This is a genomic window from Pseudoalteromonas sp. TB41 (assembly GCF_000497975.1).
GTDB classification, from domain to species: domain Bacteria; phylum Pseudomonadota; class Gammaproteobacteria; order Enterobacterales; family Alteromonadaceae; genus Pseudoalteromonas; species Pseudoalteromonas tetraodonis.
The window spans coordinates 98,693-121,325 of the sequence record NZ_AUTH01000082.1; the positions used below are offsets into that span (position 1 = coordinate 98,693).

Here is a 22,633-nt window from a genome sequence, read left to right on the forward strand (position 1 = left end):
TGGGCCTTTTTTATGCATCTTTTAACTAGCTTAGTAGGGAATGTAAAAATACTAAGCTAATGGCAATAGGGCATACAAACTTAGTATACCAAGGCCATATCTTCCAAAATAACGTATTATGCACCTCAGGGTTACCTTGTTGAATCGCTTTTAGTAGTGACGATCTGTACCAGATCCAACCTACAAATATACAGCACATAAGCCCTAATAAAGGTTGTGCAACTTTGGTTGTTAGGGTGATCACTAAGCCAAATAAAGTGCCTAGGTTACACACAATGGTAATGCTCACTATGGCAATTAAAGCGCCTATTAACCACGTTGCTTGAACACGTTTCATCGCAAAGCGCTCTACCGTGTACGACACTGGCGCTTCTAGCATGGAAATAGATGAAGTTAGTGCGGCAATACTCATCAATGCAAAAAAAGCAAAGCCAACAAATAAACCTACACCACCCATGCCATCAAATAAGGCAGGCAATACCTGAAATACGAGAGTATCTTCAGAGAGAAGTTTACCTGTAGTTGCAGAGAATATTTCAACACCTTGCGCTTGTGCCACGTACATAGCAGGGATGATCAATAAACCCGCTACAAACGCTATAAACACATCAATTAAGGTTACATACGCGCCAAGGGACACAAGGTTTTCTTTTTTACTGATATATGAGCCATATATAATCATCACACTGGTGCCCAGTGACAATGAAAAGAAAGCTTGGCCTAAGGCACTCACTAACAATGTAGGGTCAAAAATAGAAGAAAAGTCAGGGACTAAGTAAGCTTTTAACCCCTCAACAGCCCCTTCTTGAGTCATCACGTAGGCAATGAGGGCAAACAAAATACCGAGCAGAGCGGGCATTAAGCGTTTAGACCATTTTTCAATGCCGTTTTCTACACCGCGGCTGATAATAGCAACAGTTAAAATAATAAATAAAACAGTGAAAAGAATATTACGAGTAAGCGACTGCTCACTTAACCATAAAGAGGCGGCATCAGCGCCTACTAATGTGGTTACCGGTTCTAAAGTGGCACTTAACATCCAACCGGCAACAATGGCATAAAAACTTAAAATAAATCCAGCACATAAAATACCACCAAAACCGACAGCAAAGGCAAATTGCTTTTGCCATGGTCGCGTGGTTAATTTAGTTAATGAAGAAACCGCATTAGCTTGCCCATGGCGACCTATCATCAATTCTGCCATTAGCGCGGGGTAGGCTAAAAAGAAAGCCAGTACTAAATACGCGACTAAAAATGCAGCGCCCCCATTACTTGCTGTTTGGGTCGGAAAACCCCAAATATTACCCAAGCCAACAGCTGACCCTGCCGCAGCCATTATAAAACCAAAGCGGGAGCTAAACTCACCTCTTACTGCACTCATATTATTCTGCTTCTCTATTTTTTCGACGCCGTGACAATCTACTGGAATTGTAATTAAATAAAAAGTGCTTATTTGTCTCTGTTGCACAATTATTGCGTTTTATTTAGCTGTATAAATAACACGTGCGTATTTTGATTATAAATAGCACAATTTTTTTAATTATATTTCGTTTATCAGCTTTATTGAGCATCTTTGCATTGTTGATTAATGTTCAAACTGAGCGATGGTTAATGTGAAACAGGCGCCTGAGAGCCGTTCACTTTTACTCACTTTTACGGTGCCATGATGCCAATCGGCAACTTTGGCGACGATTGCTAACCCCAAGCCATAACTATTATCACTGCGATTACGGTGGCTGCGTTCACGAAAAAATGGGCTAAATACTTTATGATTATTTTCTTGAGCAATCCCCGGTCCGTCGTCGGCGATGTTCACCACCAGAAAACGTTCTTGTACTGAAGCGGTTACTTGAATGCTGTGATTTGCAAAGTCGCAGGCATTATTAATTAAGTTGGTGATTGCTCTTGCCAGCCAATGTAAGTCAGCATAAACGGTATGTTCATCACATTCTAAAGAAATATTAAGCGAGCGAGAGGTTATTCTAGGCTCAAGTTGCAATACAATATCACTTAGGTATTGTTTAAGGTTTGCTGATGAGTAAGTAAGCTTATTCGCATTTTGCTCTAAAGTAGCAAACGTTAAATAGCTTTTTAGCATTGACTCCATATGGTCTAAGTCGGTTTCCATGCGAGTTAAATAATGCTTTATTTTATTTTCGTCATGACTATCAAGAGCGGCGTCGACACCAAAGCGTAAGCAAGCAATTGGAGTTCTAATATCATGCGATAAGCTGGAGGCCATTAGCTTGTTTTCAGCAACTAGCTTTTCAATTTGACTCGCCATACGGTTAAAGGTCAGTTCCACATCTTTTATATAGGTAAATCGAGAGGGGGTAATACGCGCTTTAATATTACCAGATGCAAATTGCTTTGCTGCTTCGTTTAACACCGTAAGGCGCTTTGCTAAAGGGGTAATAATAAAACCCATAAAAACACATAAGCCAGTGTAAAATAATAGCGTTAAAATAATATCGTTTCGTTGTGTGGCCTCATAGGGTTTATCTAAACGCATGGTTAAATGATAAGGACTTAACTCATCATTTGTGTAGAGCATATAAAAGCCTTGCTCGTCTTCGAGTATTAATCCGCCTTGGGTTTGCATTTTATCTAATAGCGCTAAGGGCAGTGCCAGCGACTGATTTAATTTGTAGTTAAGTATAAGGTCAAAGTCAGCGGCGAGCTTTGTTACTTGTTGTGGGCGAGCATCGGGTTTTAGTGTCGTGAGCTGTTTACTTAACCCGACAATAATCTGGCTTTGAACGCTAAACTCATCCAAAGGCGCATGCGCTTGTTGGCTAAATGCATCAATAAGCCAACCTAAAACAATAATTGAAAGCAGCGCACTGCCTAGTAGTGAAATATAAAACTTTTTCATTGATGCTATTCCATAATAGGCTGGGTGTATTGAAGTGACTTTTATTACTATCGCGCTAATTATTTTAAGCACTCAGGCATTAAAACTTACCACGCTGTAGTCACAAACAAATAACCACGTCCCCAAATGGTTTTAATTTTTTCTGGTTTTTGTGGGTCATCATTAAACTTTTTACGCAAGGCAGAAATAAGCACATCAACGCTTCTATCTAGGCCATCATATTCCCTGCCTTTGGTTGCTTTAAACACCGCATCGCGTGATACAACTTGTCCTGCATTACTGGCTAAGTAATGCAGTAATAAATACTCTGCGCTTGAAATGTTCACATCCTGTTGGTTAAGGGAAACGTTGCGTGACTCGGTATTAATACTTAATTGACCGATATTGATCATATTTGCTTGATCATCGGTTTTAGGCGTGTCGCTACTATAGCGCAAGGCCGATTTAATGCGTGCAAGCAATGCGCGAGGGCGTACCGGTTTTATTATGTAATCGGTAGCACCGACTTCCAGCCCAATGACTTCATCCATTTCTTCATCGCGGGCAGTAAGCATTATAATTGGGGCATGATAAAAGCTACGTAGCTCACGACATACACTAATACCATCAAGCCCTGGCAGCATAATGTCGAGTAAAATAAGTTGTGGGTTTAAACGTTTTACTTGGCTTATAACCTCATCACCTCGATGACATACATGTACAACATAGCCTTGCTCTGTTAAATACTCAGTGACCCACTGTGCAAGAGAAATATCATCTTCAACCAGTAAAATAGTACCGTAATTATCCATAAGCTTTCTTCGCATACCTAAATGATGTTTAGCTATCATAATGTTTATAGTGTGTGACTAAAATAACCGCCAACGCCGCTTTTTTTGCCTATTTTGATACACCCATTGTAATTTTACTTCTGTGACGGCAATGACTTGTGATGTATTACTGTCAAATAGTTCAAACGAAATACTTTGCGTTGAGTCAAAGGCATAATTAAACGAACCTTGTCGCTGTTTAAGCCAGCACTGCATAATGTACTTTGAGGTGGCATCGCGTAGACAATAATTTCCCACTTCTACTTGCTGCCATGACAAAACAACATCGGCGTAACAGTGACGTCCTTCACGTAAGGCCACACAGGTATCAGGTACTGCACTCAATTGAGCGGGTATTTGCACTGGGGCTGCCAGCAAAGAGCCTGAATAACTAAACAATAAACAGTAAAAAAATCTAAAGTACATAACGCACGCCTACCTTGGCTTTGTGTTGATATCCTTGGGAAATAATTGGGCTGTCATCAATTTCTTTTGAAAACCACGTCGTTAACCAGCCTGCTAAAAAGACCCAATCTTGATTAATGGGATATTCAGCATGAAATTCAAACATAATACTGGTACTGGCATTGGTTTGATAAATAGGGCGAGTTGCGTTTGCTTCATCGCTATCAATACCAAAATAATAGTTTGTAAAATCTGCAGAGTAGGCACTTAGGCCAATACCAGAGCGAAACTCCCAATTACGCCAAGGCTGAATATGACTAAAAAATACGTTTGCCACCCAGCCATTATGAGCACCAGATATATCATGTAAGTATTCAAGGGAAATTTGTGAGTTTTCAAATCGACGTGTTAATCGAAGGCCAGTATCAAAATCATAGTTACGTTTTTTGATACCGCGCAGTGGCTCAATAATGCCATCGTTATAAATACCTAAGCCTTGTTCGTCAAACCCGGCTTGCGAATTAGTACCTAATAAATCAAGGCCCCAATCGTATTTGTTAATTAAGCTATAGCCTAAAACAAGTCCACCGCTGAGTTGATTATGATCAAAATCAAGGTAAAAATTATCGTAAGAAACCGCAAGGCTTAAATCTAACTCGGCGCCAACATCATAAGAATTCATCCCCACCAAATAAGAATCTTCTATGTAATAACCAGCTCCTGCACTCCAGTCCCAGGCAAACCCTGTAGTGGGTTCCAATGTGTTATCGGCATAGTAACGATTGCTTGCTGTGCTCTGGCCACTAAAAATGAGCGCAAACAATAAGGCTGCACAACGGAAAAAATGTCTTTGTGGGAAATGCTTCATCCTTGGAACCTAAATTAGAGTTTGCTAAAGAGGCTAGGGTCTGTTGACCTTTGCGGATTAAAATTTGTTCAAACTAGGGGCGGTTTAATCGCGGCGCGAGGTTTGTAACCTAGTGGGCTAAGTCAAAACCGAGCAACAAAGAGTAAATCGCCCCTAGGCAGAACCCTTCGGGCAGCGCCTGTTTGGCATTGATGCTGCGTTATCGCCTATTTATGGGGAATAACCACACCACATATGCGCTGCCTTGCCTAAATACCAAACAGACTGCTGCAAATTTAACCTTGAAAGGTCAACAGACCCTAGTATATTGTCAAACTCTTGGCTAAATCTGTAAAAAAATGTAGCGGTCGTCCTGCAACTACTGAACCTTAATTTTATCGATAAGTATACTGCTTAAGTAAAATTGCATCATGGGAGTTAATGCGCTGATCTCAGTACGTGTACATGGCCCATTTAATTTAGTTAAACGACTCAGTTTAGTAATGGTTTTATAAGCAGGGGCCGTTACTTCATTTTTAAGTTCAGCACGCTTAAGCCGAGCCTGTTCGGTATTATGTTTATGAATAAACGCAACAACTTCTAACTCGTTAGTGATCTTTTTTTCTTCAGTAAAGCTATAGGTTAGGGGCTCACGGTGAAAGCTTGCACTATCTATTGATGATTTGGCAAACCACACTACATCTCCCGATGCTTTGTGTGTAAGGCGCATACTAACTTGTGCCAGTATATTTGCGCATTGTTGAGAAGGGAATTGCTGTGCTACTTTTGAAAACAATGAATAAGGTTTTTCTGGCTGCGCTAGGATGTACTTAGCATCATCTATAAACTCAAGGTCAACTTGATGAATAGCTAACGTGTAATCACTGTTATCGGTTGTGGTAACTTTTAGTTGTTTATCGTTAAGTGCTTGGCTAATTTGAGATACTAATGTGTCGGTGACACTTGCACGGTCTACTATCACTCTGACAGTCTGATTTTTTTTAATGTTATGTGCAGGTAATTGCACCGATTTTACTTTCGGTGAAGCATGCTCGGTTTCATATTTAAGTTGGTAAGTTTGACTCTTAAGCAAAGGTTTTGCAGGCATTGCTAAAGGTTCTGCAGGCTGCTTAACTACGGCACAACCTGAAGCTAATACAATAAAAAGTGATACAACTAAAAAACGCATAAATATTTTACATCCACTCAAAAGCCATTAATCGAACATATTGTACGTTAGTCCGAGCAAAAGTTCATGATATTATAGAGGCTGATTATGACTAAAAAAGAAAAATTAGCTAAGAATGAAGTATTTTAACTCCTTACCCTTTTATTTTTTTGCTTTATGTATTTTAGGGACGCATTTACAGGCAAGCGCAAGCACAGATCCTGACTGGGAAGCTTTTGTTAAAAATTATGGACGCTACGTAGAAAAAAAACTAAAAGTAAAAAAGATTCCGGGCGGAGCGCTTTCCATCGTCAACGCACAAGCGCGTGACTATATTCATACAATGGGGCATACCAAAGTGCGCAGTGGGCAAAAAATTAATCCACACACTCGGTTTCGTTTGGCCTCAGTATCTAAAACGTTTGCAGGGTCGTTAGCGGCAAAACTTGCAAATGAAGAACAACTTAATTTGTATTTTCCTGTTAGTCATTACATTCCTGAATTTAAACAAACCGACTACAAAGATGATTTAAAGGTTTTTCATATTTTAAGCCATTCTAGTGGGCTAGTACCGAATGCATACGATAATTTAATCGAATCGCGAATGGGGTATAGCGATATTGTAGAAAAGCTATTAAGTGTAAAACCCATATGCGAACCCGGTGACTGTTATGGCTATCAAAATGTCATGTTTAGTTTAATTGATGACGTGATTTTAAAAAGCACCAACAAAACTTATACTCAGTGGCTCAATGACGCATTTTTTATCCCTCTAAAAATGAACGATGCAAGCTTAGGCTACGATGCCATGGTGCAAGATAGTAACTACGCACACCCTCATGTGCGTGGGAAAAAGCGTTGGTACAGTGCCCGTTTGAAAAAGAATTATTATAAAGTCGCTCCGGCAGCTGGGGTAAACGCAAGTGCGTCAGATATGGCTATTTGGTTAAATGCGCAATTAGGGCAATATCCATCGGTATTATCCTTAGAAGCATTGGCCACGCAAACGCGTCCTTATACACATACTAAAAAAGAACGCTACAGACGAGTATGGCGAGAGCACATGAACGAAGCCTACTATGGGCTAGGCTGGCGTGTGTATGATTATGATGATGAAACGCTTTATTACCACAGTGGTTGGGTGCAAGGCTACCGCAGTGACTTAGTGGTTTTTCCGCACTTAAATGTAGGCTTTAGTTTGATTTTAAATGCAGAAACTGGACTCATTAATGAGCTTACTACTGAGTTTATAAATCGCCTATTAGCATATAAACGAGAGAAGCAATAATGAACGCCCACATAAAAACATTGTTAATAGCATTATTACTTATTTGCCAACCCGCCTTTTCTGCCCCTGAACAGGTTTACTTGTTTCGACATAGCGAAAAACAAACAGGGGAAAATCCATTTCTAACTGCCCAAGGCCAAGCGCGTGCTGAGCACTTGGTTTCGTTAGTTAACACCTATCCAAACATAACGTTATTCAGCAGTAACTATAACCGTACCCTAAACACGGCAGCGCCATTAGCCGCGTATTATAATATTAAAGTTATTACCTATGATGCTGCTGATCTAATGACATTGAAAAAACAATTATTAGCACAAAATGGCGTTGTGGTAGTAATAGGGCATAGTAATACCACACCGCAGTTGGCTTCATTATTGAGTAACCAAGCTATTGAAAGTATGGATGAGAGTCAGTACGGGCATTATTATTTAGTGAGTAAACTAGAAAATAATAGTTATGAAGTTAAAACGCTGACAATGGGTTTTTAAGCAGGCATAAAAAAACCAGCAATGGCTGGTTTTTTTGTTTTACCTTTAAATGGCCTTATTAGCCACGAGGTAATTGAATTTTTTTCTCAGGGCTTTGACGATAAAGCACAATCGTATGACCGATAGTCTGTAATTTAGTAGCCCCTGTTTCGCGAACAATAGCATCAAAAATAAGCTTTTTGGTTTCACGATCGTCTGTTGGCACCTTCACTTTAATTAATTCGTGAATTTCTAGTGCGCTTTGGATTTCAACTACTACGCCTTCGGTTAAACCGTTAGAACCTAGTAAAACTACAGGCTTAAGGCTATGCGCCTGACCTTTTAAAAACTGCTTTTGTTTGTTTGATAATGTCATGATATTACAAATTTTGCTGAATATGGCTTGAATTAAGGGTATTCTAACGCCATCTAGAGAATATTACTAATTAGTTGCGTGTTAATTTATGACAAATAAAAAACAGTCAGCCAGTTCACAACGTTGGCTTAAAGAACATTTTGATGATAAATATGTTCAAGAAGCGCAAAAAAAAGGCTGGCGCTCTCGAGCTGTTTTCAAATTAGACGAAATCCAAAACAAAGATAAGTTATTGCGCCCAGCGATGACTGTTGTTGATTTAGGCGCAGCCCCAGGGAGTTGGTCACAATACTTAGCTGAAAAAGTGGGTGACAAAGGCCAAGTGGTTGCGTGTGATATTTTACCTATGGACTCTTTAGCGGGCGTTGACTTTTTACAAGGCGATTTTCGTGAAGAAGCGGTACTTGATGCATTGTTAAAACGCATTGATGGTAAAAATGTAGATGTGGTATTGTCTGATATGGCACCTAACATGAGTGGCAATAACTCGGTTGATCAGGCAGGCAGCATGTACTTGGTTGAGCTTGCACTTGATATGTGCAACCAAGTTTTAAAGAAAAATGGCGCGTTTATTGTTAAAGTATTCCAAGGTGAAGGCTTTGATCAATATTTGCAAGATGTACGTAATAGTTTTAAAGCAGTGAAGATACGTAAACCGGATGCCTCGCGTCCCCGTTCTCGGGAAGTATATATAGTAGCGACTGGATACAAACTGTAGTACAGTTGCTTGGCGTTTAGTTGAATTTAAATTAATTGGATACAAGAGGTTAACCCCTTGAGCGATATGGCGAAAAATCTAATACTCTGGCTGGTTATTGCAGTAGTGCTTATGTCAGTATTTCAGAGCTTTAATGGCGGCGATCAAGTTGATCGTCAAACAAGTTACAGTCAATTTGTAAAAGACGCCCGTAGCGGCTCTATACAAGAAGTGTCCATTGAAAGTGGTAGTGGCACAATTACTGGTATAAAAAATAGTGGCGAGCGTTTTCAAACCATTATGCCTATTTATGACAAAGACATTTTAAATGATTTGTTAAAAAGCGATGTGAACGTTAAAGGTGTTAAACCTGAAGAACAATCATTTTTAGCAAGCATTTTTATTTCTTGGTTCCCTATGATCCTGCTTATTGGTGTGTGGATTTTCTTCATGCGTCAGATGCAAGGTGGCGGTGGCAAAGGCGCCATGTCATTTGGTAAAAGTAAAGCCCGCTTAATGAGTGAAGATCAAGTCAAAACGACCTTTGCTGATGTAGCTGGTTGTGATGAAGCCAAAGACGATGTAACCGAGCTGGTGGACTTTTTACGTGACCCTTCTAAGTTTCAAAAATTAGGCGGTAGTATTCCTAAAGGCGTACTTATGGTCGGTCCTCCAGGTACAGGTAAAACATTACTTGCTAAGGCTGTTGCTGGTGAAGCAAAAGTACCGTTCTTTACTATTTCGGGTTCTGACTTTGTTGAAATGTTTGTAGGTGTAGGTGCATCACGTGTACGTGACATGTTCGAACAAGCTAAAAAAGCAGCTCCTTGTATTATCTTTATCGATGAAATTGATGCGGTAGGGCGTAAACGTGGCGCTGGTATGGGGGGCGGCCATGATGAACGTGAGCAAACTCTAAACCAAATGCTTGTTGAAATGGATGGCTTTGAAGGTAATGAAGGTATCATCGTTATTGCTGCGACAAACCGCCCTGACGTACTAGACCCTGCGTTACTTCGTCCTGGTCGTTTTGACCGTCAAGTAGTGGTCGGTTTACCTGATATTCGTGGTCGTGAACAAATTCTCAAAGTACATATGCGTAAAGTGCCATTAGGCGATAACGTTGAAGCGGCCGTGATTGCACGTGGTACACCAGGATTCTCGGGTGCTGATCTCGCTAACCTTGTAAATGAAGCGGCTTTGTATGCTGCACGTGGCAATAAACGTGTTGTTAGTATGGCTGAATTCGACGCTGCGAAAGATAAAATCATGATGGGCGCTGAGCGCAAGACCATGGTTATGAGTGAGCAAGAGAAAGAAATGACGGCTTACCATGAAGCTGGCCACGCAATTGTAGGTCGTATGGTGCCAGAGCACGACCCGGTTTATAAAGTATCTATTATCCCACGTGGCCGAGCGCTAGGTGTGACTATGTATTTACCAGAACAAGATCGTGTTAGTCACTCTAAAGAGCTTTTAGAATCAATGATTTCAAGCCTTTACGGTGGTCGTATTGCTGAGGCAATCATTTATGGTGAAGACAAAGTAACCACGGGTGCAAGCAATGACATTGAACGTGCCACTGATATTGCGCGTAAGATGGTGACTCAGTGGGGCTTAAGCGAAAAGTTAGGTCCATTACTTTATGCTGAAGATCAAAGTGAGATGTACATGGGTGGCGGTGGTGGTCGCTCTATGAGCATGTCTGATGAGACGGCGAAAGTAATTGATGCAGAAGTACGTTTATTCTCAGACCGCAACTATCAACGTGCAGAATCAATATTGAAAGAAAACATTGATATTCTGCATGCAATGAAAGATGCACTAATGAAGTATGAAACCATTGATGCGAAGCAAATTGATGATTTAATGGCTCGTCAGCCTGTACGTGAACCACGTGATGCGCATGACCGTCATGAAGCTAAACCAGAAAAAGAAGATGTTTCTAAAGACAAACCAGTTGATGAAGTACAAAAACCAGCTGATGAATCTAAAAAAGATGAAACAAACCTTGATGATAAAGCTGAATAATCGTTAAAATAACGTATCCAAAAGCCCCGAAGTTCGGGGCTTTTTTGTATCAGTTTGATGTAAATAACTAAAATTATCACATATTAAGGTTAGCGATGAATAATAAAATTAACCTTGCGCGCGGCCGAACGCTTGATTTTGCAGAGCCTGTGATTATGGGGATCGTGAATGTTACCCCTGATTCATTTTCTGATGGCGGTCAGTTCTTAAATACAACTGCCGCGCTGAGTCATGCGATGCAATTACTTGATGATGGTGCGACCATTTTAGATATCGGTGGCGAGTCAACACGCCCAGGCGCACCTGATGTTAGCCTTGAAGATGAGCTAAAGCGTGTTATTCCTATTATTAAAGCTATTCGTGAGCAAAGTGACTGCGTTATTTCAATCGATACCAGTAAAGCTGAGGTGATGCGCCAAGCGATTGAAGCCGGTGCTGATATTGTCAACGATGTACGGGCATTGCAAGAACCCGGCGCAATTGATGTGGTTGCACAGTTTCCTGAGGTAGCAGTGTGTTTAATGCATATGCAAGGGCAACCTCGTAGTATGCAACACGCTCCTCACTATAATGACTTAGCGGGTGAGATAAACGATTTTTTTAGCCAGCGAATAGCCGCATGTGAAGCTGCTGGCATTAAACAAAGCCAGTTAATTTTAGATCCTGGTTTTGGTTTTGGAAAAACACTAAAGCATAATTATCAAATATTGGCTCAATTTAACGATTATGCAAAATTGGGACTTCCTTTGCTCGCGGGATTATCGCGTAAGTCAATGATTGGTAAATTATTAAATAGAGACACAGACGATAGATTGGCAGGCAGTTTAGCTGGAGCACTGATCGCCGCACAAAACGGTGCACACATTATTCGTGTGCATGATGTAAAAGAAACCGCAGATGTGCTTGGCGTATATCAAGCCTGCAAACAAGGAGTACTTTAAATGAAAGAAAGAAAATATTTTGGCACGGACGGTGTGCGTGGTTTAGTAGGTCAAGGTCCTATTAACCCAGAGTTTGCGATGAAATTGGGTTGGGCCGCAGGGCGTGTACTCTCACTTCATGGCACTAAAAAAGTCATTATAGGTAAAGACACTCGTATTTCAGGTTACATGTTGGAGACTGCCCTAGAGGCTGGATTAATTGCAGCAGGTATTGATGTTATTCTTTTAGGGCCGATGCCAACGCCTGCAGTTGCTTATTTAGCGCAAACGTTTCGCGCTGAAGCGGGGATAGTGATCAGCGCATCACATAATCCTTATTATGATAACGGCATTAAGTTTTTCAATGGCCAAGGTTTAAAGTTAGATGATGAGGTAGAGCTACAAATTGAAGCGATGCTTGACGAGCCTATGACCTGTGTTGCTTCTGACAAGTTAGGTAAAGCAACACGTTTATCTAGCGCTGATGGCCGTTATATTGAATTTTGTAAAAGCCAGTTTCCACAAGGATTGTCCCTGGAAGGAATTAAAATTGTTTTAGATTGTGCTAATGGTGCTACATACCATATTGCTCCTTCTGTAATGCGAGAGCTTGGTGCAGAGGTGATCACCCATGCATGTGAGCCAAACGGTGTAAACATTAACCATGAATGTGGCGCAACCCATGTTGATACATTAAAGCGTAAAGTACTTGAACACAAAGCGGATGTCGGTATCGCCTATGATGGCGACGGCGACCGTGTGATGATGGTTGATCATAATGGCCGCGTATTCGACGGTGATGATTTGGTTTATATTATTGCTTGCCAAGCTGCACAAGATGACAATTTAGGCGGTGGTGTTGTTGGCACGGTTATGTCGAATATGGGACTTGAAAATGCGTTAAAAGCAAAAAACATTGCTTTTGCTCGCAGTAAAGTCGGTGATCGTTATGTGATGGAACTGCTGCAGCAAAAAGGCTGGAAAATTGGCGGTGAAAGCTCAGGCCATGTGTTGAATCTAGATTTAATCAGCACGGGTGATGGCATCATCTCAAGCTTACAAGTGCTTGCTGCTATGGTAGCACAAAATCGTACACTTCAAGACTTAGGAGCCGGTTTTACTAAGTACCCAATGAAAATGATTAACGTACGTTACACTGCCGGTACTGATCCGACCCAAGCACCCGAAGTGCTCGCTGCAGTTGCTGAAGTAGAGCAAAGCTTAGCAGATAAAGGGCGCGTATTACTGCGTAAATCAGGCACTGAGCCTGTAGTACGAGTAATGGTTGAAGCTGAGCAAGAAAAAATAGTAATAGATAGTGCACAGAAAATAGCAGCGGTTGTCGAATCTATGAGCAAACAAACTGATTGATAACAATAACCTCTTGTAACTTTGGGCGAGTCGAGTTAATATCTCGCCCGCTTTCTAATGTGGAGTGGAAAAATGGCAGCACGCAAAGCGATGGTCGCAGGCAACTGGAAAATGAATGGTTCATTAGAACTCGTTCAACAACTGTCTGATGCTATTAACGATGTTAAATCTTCTGAAGTAAACATTGTTTTATTTCCTCCGTTTCCTCTAGTCCCAGCAATGATTGCAAGTGGTGTAACAACAGGCACGCAAACAGTGTCTGAAAATACCCCAGGTGCGTTTACTGGTGAAGTAGATGCAGAGCTAATTAAGCAGCTAGGTGCGAAATATGTACTGGTTGGTCACTCTGAACGACGCAGCATATACAAAGAAAGCAATGATACCGTTGCTGCAAAATTTGCTCGCGCACAACAAGTAGGTTTAACGCCTATTTTATGTGTTGGAGAGAGCGAAATAGAGCAAGAAAACGGGCAAACAGAACAGGTAGTTGCTGCGCAGATTGACGCAGTAATTAATAAATTAGGTGTAGCAGCACTGAAAGAATCTGTGATAGCATATGAGCCCGTTTGGGCTATAGGCACAGGTAAGACTGCATCGCCTGAACAGGCACAAAGTGTTCACAAATTTATCCGTGACAAGATTGCTTCACTAGACAGCGATTTAGCACAAGGGCTAACCATCTTATATGGTGGTAGCGTTAATGAAAAAAATAGCGAATTATTATTTGCACAAACAGATATAGACGGCGGCCTAATTGGTGGCGCCAGTTTAAAAGCAGAATCATTCACTGCTATCTGCAATAGTGCAAAAGGGACCGTATAAGATGTACGAAATTTTATTAGTAGTGTATTTAATTGTAGCGTTAGCGCTTGTTGGTATGGTTTTGATCCAGCAAGGTAAAGGCGCTGACATGGGCTCATCATTTGGTGCAGGCGCATCGTCTACTGTTTTTGGTTCTTCAGGAGCCGGTAACTTTATGACGAAAACGACAACAACTTTAGCAACTATCTTCTTCGTGTTAAGTATTGTTTTAGGTAACTTAACTGCCGGTCAAATCAAAAAGACTGACGAGTGGGAAAATTTAGAAGCCGCTCCAGCTGTTGAAACTGTGACGCCAGTTGAAGAAGATGTTCCGGTAACATCTACAAAAGAGCAAAGCTCTGACGTACCAAATTAATTTAGTTTAAATTGTTAAGTTGCTCTCTTTCCTCAAGTTAGCTTTAAGACTTAACGCTAAGCAATAGCTTAAAAAATGCGGATGTGGTGGAATTGGTAGACACGCTACCTTGAGGGGGTAGTGCTTTCGGGCGTGGGGGTTCAAGTCCCCCCATCCGCACCAAATATAAAAACCAGTAACAGCAATGTTACTGGTTTTTTTGTGTCTGAAATTTAAAATATTAAACAACTCTTTTTGGATTAATGTTGAACATTGAGTAGAACACTCTATATTTCAATTGTTGGTGTTTATAAAAGAATATTGTTGTATATTTAATTTTATGTACAAAAAACGTCGAAAGTTAAAAATAAAGTTAACATTTTTCTATATTAAGCCGATAATAACTATAGATAATTAAACGGGGTAAATTAATATGGCTTCAGGTTTCTCTTTTAAAAACCTCAGCATTACTAAAAAAATACATGCAATTACATCTATAGCGATAATCGCATTCTTAGTAATTGTTTTGGTTAATTACTTTGCTATGAACGAAAATCGCATATCACTTGATGAAATGGAGAAATCTTCTTATAAAGTAGCTAAATTAACCTTGGCCAACGTAAGCATTTTAGAAAAGTTAGATGAGTTATACACTCAGGCTGTAACCTTTGGCGAGCAAGAGTTAGTAACAAAAGCGAGTGAAACTTATCAGCGGCTCATTTTGAATTTGGACGCAATAGAAACAATTAATGGATCATATATTGATAGCGACACAAAAACGCGGCTGAAAAATTATGAAAAGATATCTGCAACTATCGCTAATGGCATGGTTAATGGCACGGCTGATTTTAGTAAAATACAACAACAGGCGCAGCTTAAAACAAGCCTTTTCGAGGCGGTTTTAACCAGCTTTAAAAACGCACAACAAAAAGCAGATGATCGCTTTTTCCAGCTAGTTGCCAATACAAAAGCGCGCTCAGATGACGCGCTTAATCTAATGTTAGTTGTGGCGGTTGTATCATTAGTATTGCTTTTGCTTATGGCTATTTGGATTGCACGTAATATTGGTTCATCAGCCAGTGATGCTGCTAATAACCTAAGTCTTTTAGCAAGTGGTAAAGGATCATTAAGCACCAAGCTTGCTGTTAACTCAGAGGACGAGATTGGTCAGGTATCTATAAACTTTAATGCTTTTATTAGTCTGCTGAGAGAAACCGTTTTAGAAGTTATCGCGGTATGTGAACCGCTAATGGAAAATTCAACCCGTCTTGTGCAAGGGATGGAGCGAGCAGAGCGAGCAACCACTAAACAAACCACCGATGCAGATGTTGTTAAGCAGTCGATGGAAGAGATGAAGCAAAGCGTTGGCGATATTTCACAATCAGCAGCGAGCGCATCTAATGCTGTGCAAACAGCAGAAAAAGAAGTAGATCAAAGTCGTGTACAAGTCAAAATGTCAGTTAATGCGTCGCGTACGTTAAGCGATGAAATTAATATAGCGGCCAACACCATTAATAAATTAGCCGATGACACTAAAAATGTATCGCAAATACTCAATGTAATTACATCCATTGCCGAACAAACAAATTTGTTGGCGTTAAATGCTGCAATTGAAGCTGCGCGTGCAGGAGAGCATGGTCGTGGCTTTGCTGTGGTAGCAGATGAGGTCCGCGAGCTTGCATCACGCACAGCACAGTCTACCAATGAAATTCGTGAGTTACTAAGTACATTAAGTGTGGCTGCTAATGAGTCAGTAACGGCTATGACTTCTGCAAGAGACATGGCCACAGATAATGCCAGTGCAGCAGAGCAAACCGGTGTCTCGATTGAAAAAATAGCAGAGCAAATACTAGAAATTAATGGGATGAACTCGCAAATTGCAGCAGCAACTGAAGAGCAAACCTCTGTGGCCGCGATGGTAGTAGACAACGTATCGAATATGCATGTTTCATTTGAAGATACGATGAGTTCACTCAAAGCGGTAAGAGATGTGGCAAAAAACTTACATTACCTTTCAGATAATCTATTAGATGCAACTGCTAAGTTTAAAATTGAGTAGTCGTTAAGGCGAAACTTTAAGGTTTTATGACGGTTGTAAATAATAGGCATAAAAAAGCCCGCAACAAAGTATTTGTTACGGGCTTTTATTTTTAATTTAGCAGGTTAATACTTACCTACTACTTTAACTTTATCACTTGCTTTGGCGCTGTCTATATAACCAATTGCATCAGCATTAGCAGCTACAAAATCAATCACAGCTTGGTCATTATCAAGTTTACCTGGAGGCGTGCCTTTGCCAGTAAAAACTAGCTTTGACCAATAAGCATTTAATTGGCTGCCTGATTTGCCAACAAGCTTGTCGTTAAACTCATCTGCCACTGCAGTACCATTTTGGTTAACAGGGTTTACTTTGGTACCATCAGCAAACGATTTGCTCTTGCCAAGGTATATTTTTTTAATATCATCTTGGCTTATTGCATTGGCATTCGCTGGGTTAACGATTACTGCAACTTCAGCAAATGCTGCAGTACTACATAGTGTTAGCATGCTGGCTAAAATTAATTTTTTCATGGTTCGCTCCAATTAAAATACTAAATCAACGCCAACGGCGATAACATCAGTTTCAGTATTTGATATGTCGTTTTCAAAGCGACTAAAATCTACTTTTAATGCTGCCATTGGGTGGAAGTCATAGCGCGCACCAATGGTGTATACATTACTTTGGGCACGAGTACCTTCTAAGGCTCCATTTATTGCAGCATTTAGAGTCGGCACTGACTCTATAGCATTAAACCTTGATGAGTCATGCTTGTCGTCATTATCTTCATAAGTAAAATGAGCTATGACGTTATCCATACGATACCCAATAGAAGCGTAATATTGAGACTGCTTTGCTAATATACTGTCTTTAACTTCAAATTCGGTATATTCAGCGTCAAATAGAATATTGTTGTAATCTATTGAAATGCCAAAACCTAAGAAGTAGCTATCATCTTCATTTATTGAAATATCGTCAGCTTGAGTCGTTAATCCATTTTGGCGCAATATATTTTCTAGGGCGTTTATTTGAACCCCCGCTAGATCATTCTCATCTTTTTGCCCAAGTTTCATAGTAGTGTCTGTTACAAGGTAAGCTGCACGAGCACTAAACCAATCATAAGAGAGTGTCCAGTTAATACCTGCTACATCATCTAACTCTGCTTGGTCGTTATAAGTAACTGCTACTACATCACCCTCAAAGCCACCGTAGATAACCTGTAAAGTTGAATCCCAATCACCTAATTGTGAAGTGTATAACAAACTCAACCCTTCATAGGTTGAAAATGGCAGTCTGTAAACGGATTGTGGTGGACGAACCCAACGATAGGCATAGCCAACATCTAAAAAGTCAGAATAGCGAAAAAATGGTGCGCGCATTTTACCGGCGCTTAATTGTAGCTCATCAGAGAACTCATATGTTATGTATGCCCATTCAAAATCAGCGTCAAAATCATTTTCACCGCGAGCTACTATTTGCGCTGTAGCGGATAACTTCTCTTGCAGGTCAGCGGTCAGCTGAAGTGCAAATACGCTTTCATTTTTAAATGAAATATCATCATCATATCCATATAAAGTTTGATCACTATCGAGTGACTTACCACCGACAATAGAAGCAAACCCATTAATACGAACTTCAGCACTCGCATTGCTTGTGGCAAGTGCGCAACAAATTGCTACTGCAACTGATAGTTTTTTCATTGTGATTCCTATTTAAATTTCATGTGTATCCCGTTGCAGTATAAGATGAGTATTAACTTTTTTCTAATTAAAATTAATAAATTAAGACCTTTTTACTGCTTTTTTGCAACAAAAAGGCATGGCAGTGATTGAAAAGTAAGGTTTTTTTATTTTCAGGTAATGTAACTAATTGACTTGTTTGAGTTATTTATAATGAGATGATATTTACTACAGTAGGCATTAAGTAGTAATTATTTCCTAGTTATTTACGCGAATTCATATTTTTTAGGTTGTCTTGGCACCATCGAATTGCCTGCTGTTTATTCTTGACCGCTATTTTTTTATAAATTTTATGTAAGTGCACTCTTACCGTAGCTTCACTTATAAATAAGCTGTCAGCAATAGCACTGGAATGAAGCCCACTGAAAAGTAGGTTGAGTACTTTAATTTCTTTATCGGTTAGGTTATTTGTTTGCAAAGCAGTTTTTTGCTCTGAATCGAGCATTTGGCGCATCCAAATATCACTGATAGTACGTGGAAACCACAACTCCCCTTGTTTAATTGCTTCTAACCCCCTGTTAAATAGTTCCTCATTGGTATCTTGATAGAAAAGGCCTTTCAAATTTGGCCATTCTTTAAGTGAAGCAGCATCAGTATTTTTAGGAATATTAAAGATAACTAACCCTTGGTAATTATTGGTTTGCATAAAATGACTCAAAAGTTCGTAATTTGTAAGGCTATTGAGTGCTGAATGACAGACTAATAATATGCCGTTATTCAATGTAGTAAAAAATAATGGACTATAATGGTTGTTGTTAAAAAGCATGTTAGCTGATTGCGTGGTCTGTTTTTTTGTCATGCTTTACACCTAAAAATGATTCTGCAGTATATTTAAATATAAAGGGTGTTTGGATATTGTCATAATCTTAAATAGCTTTAATGTGTTTTTCGCAACAAAGCGCATGTTCAATTAACAAATAATACTGGTGGTAATTAATGTTAAAGTATTAATTTAAAGCTAAATTTGCATTGCTATTTAGGTAAGTTGGCTAAGATTAAAAAGATAAAAATAAATTTTTACGTAAACTAAAGTTAAATGTACATATTGTAGCGTTTTTGTAATATAATAAACTCCCAGAGGAAAGATGCATCTAACGCATCTTTTTTTATGCCTACAATTTATGTTTACACAGCATAACGCATAATTAAATTAATACCCTTTGGAGAAGACCTTGAAATTACGCACCCTCTCACAGTTAAGTTTAGCGGTTATTGCAGCCCTAACAACTTCCGCAAATGCACAAGAAGCTAAAACGACAGCCAAACAAGACGCGTTTGAAAAAATTGAAGTGACAGCTCGTAAACGTACAGAGAGCTTGTTCGAATCTCCAACTGCGATTACATCAATAGGTGCTAACCTTATTGATAAAGCCAATATGGGTAACTTAGAAGATATTGGTAAATACGTTCCTAACTTAAACATTACTCGTTATGGTGTTGGTAATGCTGCACATGCCTCAGTGTTTATTCGTGGTATTGGTTTGCAAGATCACATTATAACAACCGATCCAGGCGTAGGTGTTTACCTAGATGGTGTTTACTTAGGTCGCCAAATGGGGTCTAACTTATCACTTCCTAATGTAGAGCGAGTTGAAGTTCTACGTGGGCCACAAGGCACACTTTATGGCCGTAACACATTAGGTGGTGCAGTAAACGTAATTACTAAACAACCTGGTGATGAAGGTATTCTAACAACAACCGCTAAAGTGGGCAGTCGTGGTCGAGTTGCGGGTGATATTTACTTTAATAATGCACTAACTAACGATCTAAGCATGTCAGCCAGTGCGTCATACAAACAACGTAATGGGGTAGGTACGGCAGTAAACTTAGCTAACCCTGAAAAAGAAATTGGTGAAGAGCAAGAGTTTAGTGGTCGTATAGCACTTAAATATGAAGCAACTAGTGATTTAGCGTTTACTTTCTCGCTAGATGGCGTTGATAATGAGTCAGGTCAATCACCTTATACTATTGAACTGACAGATTCATTAGATTCAAATGATGTCTTTAATGGCGATTTCCCATTATTAACTGAAGACTTAATTCCTCAAAACCCTGATGATTTAGGCACAACGGTTGCCGGTATTGAGTCAACTTCATATTCTGGTTGGGGTACGTCATTTACAGCTGATTGGGCGATTAATAACACATATACAGCCAAGTTTATCTCAAGCTACCGTACTTCTGAATATGAAGGTGGTTTAGATGATGATGCATCACCACTTAACTTATCTGAGTTCCCAGAAGTGGGCGGTGCAGATCAATACTCTTTTGAACTTCAGCTAAACGCCACGTTTGATAAAATGGACTTTGTATCGGGTCTATACTTCTTTAATGAAGATGGCTTTACTCGCTCTGAAGATTTTGTATTTAGCCCGTTTAATACACCAGATGGTGTGCTAAATGATGGTGTTACTCCTTCATTTGGTGGCTTTGGATTTTTTGAAATAAATCAAGAAACAAACTCATACGCAGCTTACATTAACGGTAGTTACGATTTAACTGATGATTTAACAATCGGCGGTGGCCTTCGTTACTCAGAAGATAAAAAAGATGCGAATGCTATTTTCCCAACCTTCCCTGAGCGTAAAGACATTAGTGCAGACTTTAATGCAGTAACATGGGACGTTAATGCTTCATACCAGCTTAGCAATAATATGAATGTATACGGTCAAGTGCAAAAAGGTTACCAAACAGGTGGTTTCCCACCGCGCCCATTTGGTGGTCCGGATCAGTTTGTATCGTTTGATGAAACCAAAGCAGTTAACTACGAGATTGGTTTAAAAGGCCAGGTACATGAAAATGTATCTATGATGCTTGCAATGTTTGTTACTGACTACACTGATTTAGCACTGCCATTCTCAGATCCAACCGCGGGCGGTGGCTTTGTAACTATCGTTGAAAATGCAGGCCAGTCTAAAGCGCAAGGTATTGAGCTTGAAACCACAATTGCACTAACCGACGACTTTACTATTCGCACTGCAGTAGGTTACTTAGATTCTGAAATTACAGAAGTAGCTGAAGGTGTACAAGGTATTGGTAAAGGTGACTCACCAGCACTGACACCTCGTTGGACGGTGATGGTTGCTCCATCTTACTTTGTTGATTTAAGCAATGGTGGCACGGTTGCATTAAATGCCAACTACTCGTACCGTAGTGAAATGCAAGGTCAGTCAGTTTTCAATAAAAGTGAAACGATTGATTCGCGTGAGCTAGTTGGTTTTAATATTTCTTACACTAATCCATACGGCGATATGGAAGTAACGCTATATGGTGAGAACGTATTAAACGAAGTTTACGATGTAGGTCGCCTGCAGCAAACTGGTTTTGTTGGCGTTATGCGCAGTAATGACCGTAGTGAGTTTGGTTTAAAATTCAAAAAAGACTTTGAACTATAATCCATAATTTACTCTAAAAATAATACAAAAAAGGTAAGCCATGGCTTACCTTTTTTTATGGTTAAAAATAATTAACCTTCTTTATGCTCTTCACGTGCTTGCTCAATTTCTGCTGCAATTTCACGTGCTTTTTGCTTAGTTTTTTCAGTTAGCTCGCCAGCCGCTTCTTTGCTTTTGATCCATGCATCAACAGCTACTTCTTTGCCGTCATCGTACATGTCTAAGCCCATCGCTTTACTCTCTTCAAGCAGCTCATTAAATGACTCGTCATTTTTAAGCTCATTGGTTTTTTCTTTAACGTCGTTCCACGTTTCGTTTAGCTTTTCTTGAACTTCAGCGCTCGTTTGTTTGGCGTCTTGTTTCACTTCGTTGGCATCTTCACACCCTGTTAGTGTAATTAAAGTGCCTAATAATGCTAAACCTGCTAATTTATTCATTGACTATCTCCTTTAGTGAAAAATATATTTCAGAGGTAACTATACAACAATGAAAATGAACATAGCTGTAACAACACGATTAAGTTTTAAATTAATGGACGAAAATGATTGGCAGCAATTATTCGAGCTCGATCAAGATCCAGCCGTTATGCAGTATTTAACACAAGGTAAACCCACTTCGCTTGAAGATATAAAAACGAAAGGCATTCCAAGAATGCTTGCGTATAGAAATGAGCAACAAGGTTGGGGGCTATGGCAGGTAACCGTGCGTGAAGGCAATACCTTTATAGGGTGGGTGCTTGTTCGGCCGATGGGCTTTTTTTCAGATACGCCTGACTTTAGTGATATTGAAGTCGGCTGGCGATTTAAACAAGCGAGTTGGGGTAAGGGTTATGCAACTGAGGCGGCACAAGCGATTTGCTCAACGATTGAAAAACAGTCGCAAGTAAAGGCAATCAGTGCCACAGCGCTGACCGCCAACGTTGGCTCAATTAACATCATGAAAAAGCTCGGTATGCAGCTACAGCACTATTATATTCATACTGATGATGGCTCAAACTTAACTGCTGCGCTTTATTCAAAGCCGTGCAGTTGAGCTAAAACTTCCTAAGCCT

22 protein-coding genes and 1 tRNA gene are annotated in these 22,633 nt (G+C 39.9%); 12 read left to right on the top strand and 11 right to left on the bottom strand.

Annotated features, from left to right (window positions below; all coding sequences use genetic code 11):
• Positions 1-25: 25 nt before the first annotated feature.
• From L641_RS0112505 to L641_RS0112530, 6 genes are all read right to left on the bottom strand, one after another.
• Positions 26-1,381 carry a sodium-dependent transporter gene (locus L641_RS0112505; protein WP_024602058.1) on the bottom strand — a complete coding sequence of 452 codons (1,356 nt, stop codon included), beginning with the start codon at positions 1,379-1,381 and terminating at the stop codon, positions 26-28.
• A 204-nt stretch (positions 1,382-1,585) separates the two neighbouring features.
• Positions 1,586-2,875, bottom strand: coding sequence for an ATP-binding protein (locus L641_RS0112510; protein ID WP_024602059.1), 1,290 nt, complete (start codon positions 2,873-2,875; stop codon positions 1,586-1,588).
• Positions 2,876-2,961: 86 nt separating this feature from the next.
• A complete protein-coding gene (locus L641_RS0112515; protein ID WP_024602060.1) occupies positions 2,962-3,666 on the bottom strand; it encodes a response regulator transcription factor in 705 nt (234 codons plus the stop codon).
• Positions 3,667-3,723: 57 nt separating this feature from the next.
• Entirely contained in the window at positions 3,724-4,110 is a 387-nt protein-coding gene (locus L641_RS0112520) for a DUF3019 domain-containing protein (protein WP_016899250.1), read from the bottom strand.
• Positions 4,100-4,957, bottom strand: coding sequence for a MipA/OmpV family protein (locus tag L641_RS0112525; protein WP_024602061.1), 858 nt, complete (start codon positions 4,955-4,957; stop codon positions 4,100-4,102). The genes L641_RS0112520 and L641_RS0112525 overlap by 11 nt, the downstream gene beginning before the upstream one ends.
• 358 nt (positions 4,958-5,315) lie before the next feature.
• On the bottom strand, positions 5,316-6,125 hold the full coding sequence (locus L641_RS0112530) for a hypothetical protein (RefSeq protein ID WP_024602062.1): 810 nt from the start codon (positions 6,123-6,125) through the stop codon (positions 5,316-5,318).
• A gap of 115 nt (positions 6,126-6,240) precedes the next feature.
• Here L641_RS0112530 and L641_RS0112535 point away from each other — a divergent pair, with 115 nt between their 5' ends.
• Together L641_RS0112535 and L641_RS0112540 are read left to right on the top strand one after the other, a co-directional pair.
• Positions 6,241-7,392 carry a serine hydrolase domain-containing protein gene (locus L641_RS0112535; protein WP_024602063.1) on the top strand — a complete coding sequence of 384 codons (1,152 nt, stop codon included), beginning with the start codon at positions 6,241-6,243 and terminating at the stop codon, positions 7,390-7,392.
• Positions 7,392-7,880, top strand: coding sequence for a histidine phosphatase family protein (locus L641_RS0112540; RefSeq protein ID WP_024602064.1), 489 nt, complete (start codon positions 7,392-7,394; stop codon positions 7,878-7,880). Before L641_RS0112535 ends, L641_RS0112540 begins: the two co-directional genes overlap by 1 nt.
• A gap of 58 nt (positions 7,881-7,938) precedes the next feature.
• Here the strand turns inward: L641_RS0112540 and yhbY are convergent, their stop codons facing one another.
• Positions 7,939-8,235: a ribosome assembly RNA-binding protein YhbY gene (gene yhbY, locus L641_RS0112545; protein WP_008112687.1), complete on the bottom strand. Its 297-nt coding sequence runs from the start codon at positions 8,233-8,235 to the stop codon at positions 7,939-7,941.
• Positions 8,236-8,323: 88 nt separating this feature from the next.
• Here yhbY and rlmE point away from each other — a divergent pair, with 88 nt between their 5' ends.
• The 8 genes from rlmE (at position 8,324) to L641_RS0112585 (ending at position 16,469) form a co-directional block, all read left to right on the top strand.
• The gene (rlmE, locus tag L641_RS0112550; RefSeq protein ID WP_013465499.1) at positions 8,324-8,953 is read left to right on the top strand and encodes a 23S rRNA (uridine(2552)-2'-O)-methyltransferase RlmE; all 630 of its coding nucleotides are present in this window, start codon (positions 8,324-8,326) and stop codon (positions 8,951-8,953) included.
• A 66-nt stretch (positions 8,954-9,019) separates the two neighbouring features.
• Complete coding sequence (gene ftsH / locus L641_RS0112555) at positions 9,020-10,963, top strand: ATP-dependent zinc metalloprotease FtsH (protein ID WP_033104106.1); 1,944 nt, start codon at positions 9,020-9,022, stop codon at positions 10,961-10,963.
• Positions 10,964-11,058: 95 nt separating this feature from the next.
• Entirely contained in the window at positions 11,059-11,904 is an 846-nt protein-coding gene (folP, locus tag L641_RS0112560) for a dihydropteroate synthase (protein WP_013465497.1), read from the top strand.
• On the top strand, positions 11,905-13,254 hold the full coding sequence (gene glmM / locus L641_RS0112565) for a phosphoglucosamine mutase (RefSeq protein ID WP_013465496.1): 1,350 nt from the start codon (positions 11,905-11,907) through the stop codon (positions 13,252-13,254).
• Between the two features lie 72 nt (positions 13,255-13,326).
• Positions 13,327-14,076, top strand: coding sequence for a triose-phosphate isomerase (tpiA, locus tag L641_RS0112570; RefSeq protein WP_024602065.1), 750 nt, complete (start codon positions 13,327-13,329; stop codon positions 14,074-14,076).
• Position 14,077: 1 nt separating this feature from the next.
• The gene (gene secG, locus L641_RS0112575; RefSeq protein ID WP_010388009.1) at positions 14,078-14,431 is read left to right on the top strand and encodes a preprotein translocase subunit SecG; all 354 of its coding nucleotides are present in this window, start codon (positions 14,078-14,080) and stop codon (positions 14,429-14,431) included.
• Between the two features lie 77 nt (positions 14,432-14,508).
• A tRNA-Leu gene (locus L641_RS0112580) sits at positions 14,509-14,593 on the top strand.
• 250 nt (positions 14,594-14,843) lie between these two features.
• The gene (locus tag L641_RS0112585; protein ID WP_024602066.1) at positions 14,844-16,469 is read left to right on the top strand and encodes a methyl-accepting chemotaxis protein; all 1,626 of its coding nucleotides are present in this window, start codon (positions 14,844-14,846) and stop codon (positions 16,467-16,469) included.
• A gap of 104 nt (positions 16,470-16,573) precedes the next feature.
• Here L641_RS0112585 and L641_RS0112590 read toward each other — a convergent pair whose 3' ends face one another.
• The 3 genes from L641_RS0112590 to L641_RS0112600 all read right to left on the bottom strand — a co-directional run bounded on the left by L641_RS0112590 (position 16,574) and on the right by L641_RS0112600 (position 18,986).
• Entirely contained in the window at positions 16,574-16,981 is a 408-nt protein-coding gene (locus L641_RS0112590; protein ID WP_024602067.1) for a phosphate ABC transporter substrate-binding protein, read from the bottom strand.
• 12 nt (positions 16,982-16,993) lie between these two features.
• The gene (locus tag L641_RS0112595; RefSeq protein ID WP_024602068.1) at positions 16,994-18,148 is read right to left on the bottom strand and encodes a porin; all 1,155 of its coding nucleotides are present in this window, start codon (positions 18,146-18,148) and stop codon (positions 16,994-16,996) included.
• A 241-nt stretch (positions 18,149-18,389) separates the two neighbouring features.
• A complete protein-coding gene (locus L641_RS0112600; protein ID WP_024602069.1) occupies positions 18,390-18,986 on the bottom strand; it encodes a LuxR C-terminal-related transcriptional regulator in 597 nt (198 codons plus the stop codon).
• Positions 18,987-19,359: 373 nt separating this feature from the next.
• Between L641_RS0112600 and L641_RS0112605 the strand changes: the two genes are divergently transcribed.
• Complete coding sequence (locus L641_RS0112605; RefSeq protein ID WP_024602070.1) at positions 19,360-21,582, top strand: TonB-dependent receptor; 2,223 nt, start codon at positions 19,360-19,362, stop codon at positions 21,580-21,582.
• A 71-nt stretch (positions 21,583-21,653) separates the two neighbouring features.
• Here the strand turns inward: L641_RS0112605 and L641_RS0112610 are convergent, their stop codons facing one another.
• Entirely contained in the window at positions 21,654-22,019 is a 366-nt protein-coding gene (locus L641_RS0112610; protein ID WP_024602071.1) for a hypothetical protein, read from the bottom strand.
• Between the two features lie 49 nt (positions 22,020-22,068).
• Between L641_RS0112610 and L641_RS0112615 the strand changes: the two genes are divergently transcribed.
• On the top strand, positions 22,069-22,614 hold the full coding sequence (locus L641_RS0112615) for a GNAT family N-acetyltransferase (protein WP_024602072.1): 546 nt from the start codon (positions 22,069-22,071) through the stop codon (positions 22,612-22,614).
• Positions 22,615-22,633: the final 19 nt, after the last annotated feature.

Excerpts from the sequence above, each read along its gene's own strand:
- L641_RS0112540 (WP_024602064.1), top strand. The coding sequence starts at position 7,392 with ATGAACGCCCACATAAAAACATTGTTAATAGCATTATTACTTATTTGC.
- L641_RS0112525 (WP_024602061.1), bottom strand. The coding sequence starts at position 4,957 with ATGAAGCATTTCCCACAAAGACATTTTTTCCGTTGTGCAGCCTTATTG.
- L641_RS0112505 (WP_024602058.1), bottom strand. The coding sequence starts at position 1,381 with ATGAGTGCAGTAAGAGGTGAGTTTAGCTCCCGCTTTGGTTTTATAATG.
- L641_RS0112510 (WP_024602059.1), bottom strand. The coding sequence starts at position 2,875 with ATGAAAAAGTTTTATATTTCACTACTAGGCAGTGCGCTGCTTTCAATT.
- L641_RS0112515 (WP_024602060.1), bottom strand. The coding sequence starts at position 3,666 with ATGGATAATTACGGTACTATTTTACTGGTTGAAGATGATATTTCTCTT.
- L641_RS0112530 (WP_024602062.1), bottom strand. The coding sequence starts at position 6,125 with ATGCGTTTTTTAGTTGTATCACTTTTTATTGTATTAGCTTCAGGTTGT.
- L641_RS0112615 (WP_024602072.1), top strand. The coding sequence starts at position 22,069 with ATGAAAATGAACATAGCTGTAACAACACGATTAAGTTTTAAATTAATG.
- rlmE (WP_013465499.1), top strand. The coding sequence starts at position 8,324 with ATGACAAATAAAAAACAGTCAGCCAGTTCACAACGTTGGCTTAAAGAA.
- L641_RS0112600 (WP_024602069.1), bottom strand. The coding sequence starts at position 18,986 with ATGACAAAAAAACAGACCACGCAATCAGCTAACATGCTTTTTAACAAC.
- L641_RS0112520 (WP_016899250.1), bottom strand. The coding sequence starts at position 4,110 with ATGTACTTTAGATTTTTTTACTGTTTATTGTTTAGTTATTCAGGCTCT.
- L641_RS0112595 (WP_024602068.1), bottom strand. The coding sequence starts at position 18,148 with ATGAAAAAACTATCAGTTGCAGTAGCAATTTGTTGCGCACTTGCCACA.
- L641_RS0112610 (WP_024602071.1), bottom strand. The coding sequence starts at position 22,019 with ATGAATAAATTAGCAGGTTTAGCATTATTAGGCACTTTAATTACACTA.
- tpiA (WP_024602065.1), top strand. The coding sequence starts at position 13,327 with ATGGCAGCACGCAAAGCGATGGTCGCAGGCAACTGGAAAATGAATGGT.
- glmM (WP_013465496.1), top strand. The coding sequence starts at position 11,905 with ATGAAAGAAAGAAAATATTTTGGCACGGACGGTGTGCGTGGTTTAGTA.
- L641_RS0112535 (WP_024602063.1), top strand. The coding sequence starts at position 6,241 with ATGAAGTATTTTAACTCCTTACCCTTTTATTTTTTTGCTTTATGTATT.
- L641_RS0112585 (WP_024602066.1), top strand. The coding sequence starts at position 14,844 with ATGGCTTCAGGTTTCTCTTTTAAAAACCTCAGCATTACTAAAAAAATA.
- folP (WP_013465497.1), top strand. The coding sequence starts at position 11,059 with ATGAATAATAAAATTAACCTTGCGCGCGGCCGAACGCTTGATTTTGCA.
- ftsH (WP_033104106.1), top strand. The coding sequence starts at position 9,020 with ATGGCGAAAAATCTAATACTCTGGCTGGTTATTGCAGTAGTGCTTATG.
- yhbY (WP_008112687.1), bottom strand. The coding sequence starts at position 8,235 with ATGACATTATCAAACAAACAAAAGCAGTTTTTAAAAGGTCAGGCGCAT.
- L641_RS0112590 (WP_024602067.1), bottom strand. The coding sequence starts at position 16,981 with ATGAAAAAATTAATTTTAGCCAGCATGCTAACACTATGTAGTACTGCA.
- secG (WP_010388009.1), top strand. The coding sequence starts at position 14,078 with ATGTACGAAATTTTATTAGTAGTGTATTTAATTGTAGCGTTAGCGCTT.